At 58.0% G+C, this 7,424-nt stretch carries 6 protein-coding genes and 1 tRNA gene; all 7 read left to right on the top strand.

The annotated features are described in order from the left end of the window. Positions 1-139: 139 nt before the first annotated feature. Positions 140-1,054, top strand: a complete 915-nt coding sequence (gene ispE, locus LQZ21_RS11660; RefSeq protein ID WP_411044587.1) for a 4-(cytidine 5'-diphospho)-2-C-methyl-D-erythritol kinase — start codon at positions 140-142, stop codon at positions 1,052-1,054. 38 nt (positions 1,055-1,092) lie between these two features. After that, positions 1,093-1,374, top strand: a complete 282-nt coding sequence (spoVG, locus tag LQZ21_RS11655; RefSeq protein ID WP_411044585.1) for a septation regulator SpoVG — start codon at positions 1,093-1,095, stop codon at positions 1,372-1,374. Between the two features lie 45 nt (positions 1,375-1,419). Next, positions 1,420-1,491: transfer RNA gene (locus tag LQZ21_RS11650), tRNA-Gln, on the top strand. Positions 1,492-1,585: 94 nt separating this feature from the next. Continuing rightward, entirely contained in the window at positions 1,586-2,197 is a 612-nt protein-coding gene (locus LQZ21_RS11645) for a 50S ribosomal protein L25 (RefSeq protein ID WP_411044583.1), read from the top strand. Positions 2,198-2,292: 95 nt separating this feature from the next. Next, a complete protein-coding gene (tilS, locus tag LQZ21_RS11640) occupies positions 2,293-3,681 on the top strand; it encodes a tRNA lysidine(34) synthetase TilS (RefSeq protein ID WP_411044581.1) in 1,389 nt (462 codons plus the stop codon). Beyond that, positions 3,674-5,614, top strand: coding sequence for an ATP-dependent zinc metalloprotease FtsH (ftsH, locus tag LQZ21_RS11635; protein ID WP_411044579.1), 1,941 nt, complete (start codon positions 3,674-3,676; stop codon positions 5,612-5,614). The genes tilS and ftsH overlap by 8 nt, the downstream gene beginning before the upstream one ends. Position 5,615: 1 nt before the next feature. After that, a complete protein-coding gene (locus LQZ21_RS11630; protein WP_411044578.1) occupies positions 5,616-7,424 on the top strand; it encodes a tetratricopeptide repeat protein in 1,809 nt (602 codons plus the stop codon).

Raw genomic sequence — 7,424 nt, 5'->3', positions numbered from 1 at the left:
GCCCCTTGGGGCGGAACCAAGGGTATGTACCCTGAGTCAAATACCTTATGAGAACAACATACCCCGACCGCTTGCGGCGGGGTTGTTGATTATACTAAACAATGGAAAAGGCAAATAAAAACCGGCAGGGGCTTTTCCGGTGGTAACCCGGGAAGCTCCCGGCAAGATCAATCTGCACCTCCGGGTTAAAGGCCTGCGGGCCGACGGGTATCATGCCCTGGAAAGTGTTTTTTTGGCCCTGGACTGGGGGGATACCCTGCGGATCGATGTTTCCAAGGGTCCGGGGGCTTGTGAATTGTTCAGGAATTGTCTGCTCCCCCTGGGGGAGTTGCCTTTTCCCCCGGAACAGGACCTGGCCTACCGGGCAGCGGTCCTTTTTAGGGCAAAAACCGGGTTTGACCGGGCCCTGCGGATCGAATTGGATAAGCGGATCCCCCTGGGAGCGGGCTTAGGAGGCGGTTCCTCGGATGCGGCGGCGGTTCTTTTGGCCCTGGATCAGTTGGCGGGGACCGGCCTGTCCCGGGCCGCCCTGGGAGCCCTGGCCGAGGCCCTGGGCAGTGACGTGCCCTTTTTCCTTTCCCCCGGGGCGGCCCTGGTTTATGGCCGGGGGGAGGAAGTTATCCCCCTGGAACCCCCCGGAAACATCCGGGTGGTGCTGGTTAATCCGGGGTTTCCCCAGGATACCGCCGGAGCTTTCCGCCTCCTGGACGCGGAGCGGGGGAGGGGATGGCCGGCGCCGGAGGAACTTGAGCCGGAGACCTTGGTCAAGGCCCTTGCCGGACCTCCGGCTTTATGGCCCTATGGCAATGATTTTTTACCCCTTTTTTTGGAGAGGGGGCCCGGTGAGGCTGCCGAAGCTTATGGGGCGATAATTTTGCGCCTTAAAGCCCTGGGCGCGGAATTTACGGGCTTATCCGGGTCAGGATCGACCTGTTTTGGAATTTTTACTAACGGAGGAGCGGCGGATCGGGCGGTAAAAGTCCTCATGGAGGAATGGAATTTTGTAAGAATCACCTTTCCTCTTGCGCGTTCGGGCAATGCGGTATTACAATAATATTATGTTAACCTGGACCGAAAAAAAGGAGAAGCGCCATGGAGATAACCGACATTAGGGTCCGTAAAGTGGCCGGTGAGGGTAAATTAAAGGCATATGTAACGGTTACATTTGATGACTGCTTTGTAGTTCATAATGTAAAAATCATTGAGGGCAAAAGCGGTGTATTCATCGCCATGCCAAGTAGGAAAACGAGGATAGGAGAATACAAGGATGTGGCCCATCCGATTCATCCCGAATTCCGTGCAGAGTTACAGAAGAAGATCCTGGAAAAATACGATTCCGGAAATGTTCAGGACGATCCTTCTGTAGAGATTTAGGACTATGGGCGCCTCCAAAACTAAACGTTTAGAGGTGTCTATAATTGGGACGTAGGCAAGTGGTAAGCCACCGGGTTTTGGCTCCGGCATGCACAGGTTCGAACCCTGTCGTCCCAGAAAAGGTATAACCCTTATTGAAAAGGCAGGGGCGAACCTTGTCGTCCCAGTATAGTATAACCCCTTGGAGGGCTATAAGAGGAGTTGCAGCGTAATGAGTCAGGTTGTTTTTGCGGCCCGGAACAGGGCCAACACAGGTTCCGGGGACGCTCGCCGAATCCGCAATGCCGGACGTATTCCGGCGGTGATCTACGGACGGACGGGTACGGCCCTGTCCATCGATCTGGATGCCTTGGAGTTTATCCATGGGGTTAAGGGTATTTCTGAAAGTACCATCGTCAAAATTGAAGTGGACGGCAAGGTCCACGATGCCTTTGTCAAGGATACCCAGCGGAATATCACCGACGGAAGGGTCCTCCATGTGGATTTTTACGAGGTAGAAAGTAATACCTCCCTGCGGGCCCGGGTTTCGGTACATATCCACGGGAATCCCATCGGGGTTCGGGAGGGGGGGATCCTGGAATCTCCCCTGCACGATATTGAGGTGGAGTGTCTCCCCAAGGATCTTCCCGAGCGGATCGATGTGGATGTTTCGGACCTCAAGGTGAATCAGTCGATCCACGTTCGGGATCTGCCCCTGGGTCCGGGGGTGCGGCTTATTTCAGGGGGCGACCAGGTGGTAGCCCTGGTGAAATTCGCCAAGGCTGAAACCGTCGCGGCCGTGGAAGAAGAGGTCGCCGCCCCTGAGGCTGAGGCAAAAACCTAACGCCTCAGGATGGATCCGCCCCGGTTCGGGATAAGGCATACGGTCAAGACCGTTCTTTCCCCCGGGGAGGCGGTTTTGGGGATAATGGCCGGGTGATGAATACCTTTGAAGAAGCGGTTGCCCGGGAACTCAAGACCGTGGTCCGGAAAGGCCTTCGCTTGTTGGCGGCCGTTTCCGGGGGCGCCGATTCCACCGCTATGCTGGCCGCCTTGGCGGTCCTGCGGCGGGATCTGGGGTTTGATCTTTTTTGTCTCCATGTGGATCACGGGATTCGGTCCCGGAAAGAAAGCCGGGGGGACGCCCGGTGGGTCAAAAAACTCTGCGCCGATTGGGAGATACCCTTCAGGCTTGTTTCCATACCTCCGGGAAGGGTGGCGGAGGCCGCCCGGCAGCGGGGTATCGGCCTTGAGGGGGCGGCCCGGCTCTACCGTCATGCCGCCTGGAACCGGGAAGCCCGGCGGATCGGGGCGGATCGGATCCTGATCGCCCATACCCGGGACGATCTGCGGGAGACTATCCTGATGCGTTTTCTGCAAGGGGGCGGCCCGGCGGGGCTCGCCGGTATCCCCCGATCCCGGGGCCGCTTGTTTCGTCCCCTCCTGGATCAGGATCGGGCCGCCGTACTCCGGTATCTGGAGGATCGGAATCTTTCCTACCGAACCGATACTACCAACGGAGATAACCGTTTCTTGCGGAACCGTATCCGGAACCGGCTCATCCCCATTCTGGACGAGTTGTTCCCCTTTTGGCAGCGATCCCTCCCGGTTTTGGGGGAAACCCAAGGTTTTGCAGCGGCCTTTATCACCGCCTCCGCCTGTCACGGGCTCCCCTGGGAGTCCGCCGGACCCCGGGTCCTCTCCCTCCCCCGGGCAGATTTTTTTGCGGCCCCGGAAATTATCCGGGAGGAGGCCCTGTTTTTGGCCGCGGATCGGCTGAAAGAGGCGGCTCGGGGCGTCGGCGGGTTTAGCCCGGACCGAGTCCGGGGGGCTGCCGTGCCCCGGCGGGAAGTTATCCGGCGTTTTGCCCGGGGGGGTATTTCAGCCCTGGATGCGGGTCCCCTGCGGATAGAAGACCGGGGGGATAGAATTTTCGCCCGTTCCCCCGGCGGGGAGTATGAGGCGGGGTTTTCGCGGTTGATTAAAGAGCCGGGACGCTATAAGCTAAAGGGGTTTATCATTGAGACGGCCGATCCCGGGGAGGGGAAAAAAGGCTTTTTTGCCCTTCTTCCCCTGGTGTTACGGCGGAATTTTCATGACGATGTTATTATGGTAAAAGGCCGGAGACGGTCCGTTAAAAAAGCCCTTGATAGGATGCCCCGATCGGAGTATACCGATATTATAAACATCGGGGATGTGGAGGGTACGGCCGCGGTAATCGGGCTGGACCGGAATGGACCGGTGATTTTATTGCGCAGGGAAAAGGAAATCGGAGCCCCGGGAGAGCGGCTTTTTTTCTTTTCCCTTGGCGGGGGTACTGATGTTTAATGATCAAAATAACAATATGCCGCCTCGGCCTTCATTACCGGCCGGACGGCCAAATCGTTTTGCCTTGATATTTTTTCTTATCATGGTGGGTCTTTTTCTTGCCTATTTTTTTAAGCCCAAGGAACCGGTCATCCGGGAAATCCCCTATTCGGCTTTTACCACCTATCTGGAGATGAATGAGGTTATCGCGGTTACCATCCACGACAACAGCATCATTGAGGGGACCCTGCGGGATAAGTCCTATTTTAAGACCCTGATCCCCTACCAGGACCCGGGCTTGCTGCCGGAACTGCGGGAGAAAAACATCAACGTATCCGGGGCCGTGGTGGGGATCAGCCCCTGGCGGATCCTCCTGGAATTCCTCCCCTGGATCCTCGGGTTTGGGTTTATCTGGATCATGTTCAGGAATATGCAGGGGTCGGGAAATAAGGCCTTTCAATTCGGTAAAAGCCGGGCAAAGCGGTATCAGGACGAGGGGAAAAAGACCACCTTTGCCGACGTGGCCGGCCAGGATGACGCCAAATACGAGCTGCAGGAGGTGGTGGCCTTCCTTAAGGAGCCCCAAAAATTCACCAAAATGGGAGCCCGGATCCCCAAGGGGGTACTCCTGGTGGGGATGCCCGGGACGGGGAAAACCCTCATGGCCAAGGCCGTGGCCGGGGAGGCCGGGGTAGCCTATTTTCACATGTCCGGTTCCGACTTTGTGGAAATGTTCGTCGGAGTCGGGGCGAGCCGGGTCCGGGACCTCTTTGAGCAGGGCCGGCGCAGCGCTCCCTGTATCATCTTTATCGATGAATTGGACGCCGTGGGCAGGACCCGGGGCGCGGGATACGGGGGAGGTCACGATGAACGGGAACAAACCCTGAACCAGCTTTTGGTGGAAATGGACGGTTTTGACTCCAAAGACGGGGTTATCATTCTGGCCGCCACCAACCGCCCGGATGTACTGGACCCGGCCCTGCTGCGGCCCGGCCGTTTTGACCGGCAGGTGGTGGTGGCCATGCCGGACATTAAGGAACGGGAGTCGATCCTCAAGATCCATTCCGCTAAAATTCCCCTGGCAGGGGATGTTGACCTGGTCCGGATAGCCCGGGCGACCCCGGGGATGAGCGGGGCGGAAATCGCCAATCTGGTAAACGAAGCCGCCCTGTTTGCCGCCCGGAAGGATAAAACCACCGTGGAAATGCCGGATTTTGAGGAAGCCCGGGATAAGATCCTCATGGGTGTTGCCCGGAAGACCCTGGTGGTATCGGAGAAGGAACGGCGGATGACCGCCATCCACGAGGCCGGTCACGCCATGCTCCACTATTTCCTCAAAAACGCCGATCCCCTCCACAAGGTAACCATTGTTCCCCATGGCCGGGCGCTGGGAATGGCCATGTCCCTGCCGGAGGAGGATAGTTATAGCCGTACCAGGGGCTGGATCATAGACCGGATCGTGATATGTTACGGCGGCTGGGTGGCGGAACGGCTTTTTTACGACGAGACCACCACCGGAACCAAACAGGACCTTGAACAGGCCACGGATATGGCCCGGCGTATGGTCTGTGAATGGGGGATGGCCGATGAAATGGGCCCGGTAACCTACGGTCAGGAGGAGGAACCCATATTCCTGGGGAAAGAAATCGCCCGGCATAAGGATTATTCTGAGGAGACTGCCCAACATATCGACCGGGCCGTAAAAAGGATATTAGACGCCGCTAAAGATTCTGCGGAGCGTATCTTGCAAAGCCATAAAAACGAACTGGAAAAGCTGGCCGAGGCCCTGATAAACCGGGAAACCCTCATCGACGATGAGGTACGGGTTCTTCTGGGACTGCCCCCCCGGGGGGAGCGGGGGGATACCCTTCCCCGGGAAAACCCGGGGGATCTTCCCGGGACAGCGGCAGGCGGGAGTCCCTCAGAAAAAGGGGAGCCCCCCCCGGAAGGCTAAGATGATCCGCTTTTTTTTAGGTTTGTGGTTTATCTTGGCCCTTGCTGTCCCCGGATATGCCCAGCACTATGGGGAGCTTCCCGCCGAGGGAGACGCGGCCATGGGGGAACAGTATCTCCGGTGGGTGGAGCAGGCCATAGCGCAGGGCCGTTGGAAGGAGGCCCGGGAGGTTCTGGAACGGGCCGCGGATTTTGCCGATGTTTCTTCGGATCTTTCCTATCTTTTGGCCCGGGCCCGGTTTCACGAAGACGCCCCCAGGGGGGCGGTGCTTGAAGCCCTGCGCCGCGGCCTTGCGGCGGACCGGTGGTATGCCTATTCGGCGGACACGGCGCGGCTCCTGGAAGCGGAGATCCTGATTAGCCTCCGGTCCTTTACCGAAGCCCTCAGGGTCCTCGCCCGTATTCCCCCGGGAGCCGATGAGATCACGCTCCGCCTGGCGGCCCTCAAAGGGTTGGGGGATAGAGCGGGTTTTCGCCGGACCATGGCGGCGGCCCTGGAGCAATACCCCTGGGACCCCGGACCGGTCCGGCTCCTCTTTGGGTTTTTCCGGTCCCGTTATCCTCAAATAAGCCATACCCCGGAATTATACCCCCCGGAAGATGAACCGGACGAACAGTCCCTGATCAATACCGCCCTCCGCCGGCTGCCCGTGCTTTTAGAGACGGACCGGGAGTTGGCCTATGGGGCGGTTCCCTTTATCGCCGATCTTGATACGGCCCGCCGCTTTGTTGCGGCCTACCGGGCCACGGGGGAGCCCCATCCCGCTTCAATTCCCGCTGCCCTGGACCTGGGGCTTATCGATGAAGATCGGGCCCTGGAGGAGCTTTTTTTTCCCCGGTTTTTAGTTTCCTCCGAAACCCCCGGAAGAATTATGGTGGACCGGGCCCTCCTGCTTTCCATCTGGAATCTTCTCCGTACCCCGGAGAGCCGGGATCGTTTCAGCCGAAACCTTTTGGCCTTTTCCGGTGTTATTATGGATGATAGGGATCAGGATGGGTACCCTGAAGCGAAAATCTCTTTTTCCGATGGGCTGGTGGAGTCTTATTTTTTTGATCCGGATCAGGACGGGCTCGCCGAGCTTTTGATTTCCTTTAACCAGGGTTTCCCGGAGCACGGGAGCCTGGTGGTTTCTTCTACAGCGGCGGCCATCGGGGGCCCCGGCGGGTTTGCCTATCCGGTACGGGACGAGGACCGGATTAAGGGGGTGATACACTGGGAACAATACCCGGCGGTGCGGGTTGTTTTTTTGGAAGGGGTAACCTACGTACCCCGGCCCTTTGAGTTTCTTTATTCCCCCATTAGGCTCATTGATTTTGCGGGGACTTTCCTTCCCGAAGCGGATCCCCTGGTGAGCCGGATAACCCGGCATACCCTGGTGTCTTTTTCCCGGTATGCGGAACGGCCCGGGACCAATTTTGATAAGGCCCTGGAACGGGTGGAGTTTGACCGGGGCATACCCCAAAGGGCGGTGGAGTTTTTGGATGATAAACCCGTTTCGGAGACCGAATTTAGGTCCGGCAGGCCCGTGGTTCAGCGGATAGATCTGGATCTTGACGGACGGATGGAAACCCTACGACGGTTTCGGGAGGACCCTTCATTCTTTTCCGAAGATTATTTGTTTTCTGATTTGTCCCGGTGGGGCCAGGAGGCTGCCCCCGCGGGGGAGCCCCGGGATAGGGTTTATCTCCGGGGTATTGAATCCTCCCAAAGCGATTGGGACGGGGACGGTATTTTTGAAATGGGGGAAGAGTATTTTAGCGACGGAACCCTCAAGAGAACTTGGAATTTGAACCGGGATGGGATTAGATGA

The organism is Treponema sp. TIM-1 (assembly GCF_046533115.1).
In the GTDB taxonomy this organism is placed as follows: domain Bacteria; phylum Spirochaetota; class Spirochaetia; order Treponematales; family Breznakiellaceae; genus JAIRMO01.
The sequence above is the reverse complement of the archived record's forward strand: the minus strand, read 5'-3'. Positions and strand labels throughout refer to the sequence as shown.